Below are 328 nucleotides of genomic sequence, written 5' to 3' on the forward strand. Positions count from 1 at the left end.
GACGTTCTAACTACTTCTACAACCCTTAGGGATGGGATAACTTATTATGCTACCTCAACCGGTACAGATTCAGACTGTGAGAGTTCAGAACGACTTGCTGTAACCATCACCCTGGAAAGCTGTGAGTTTCCCGAAGCTTTCTCTCCAAACGGAGACGGAGTTAATGACCGCTTCTTTATTAGAAATCTTTCCTCCAACTATCCAAATCACAAAATGGAGATCTATAACAGATGGGGAGAGCCCGTATATAAAGGAAAAGCTGGAGATAATGAAGGTTGGGATGGAACTTCTTCCGAAGGATCTTTCGGCAGCGGAGTACTACCGGCAG

At 44.8% G+C, this 328-nt stretch carries 1 protein-coding gene; it reads left to right on the top strand.

Features of this window, described 5'->3' with window-relative positions:
- A partial coding sequence (locus HC175_RS21975; protein WP_168139993.1) for a T9SS type B sorting domain-containing protein occupies window positions 1-328 on the top strand: 328 nt, incomplete at both ends.

Source organism: Salinimicrobium oceani, from assembly GCF_012037645.1.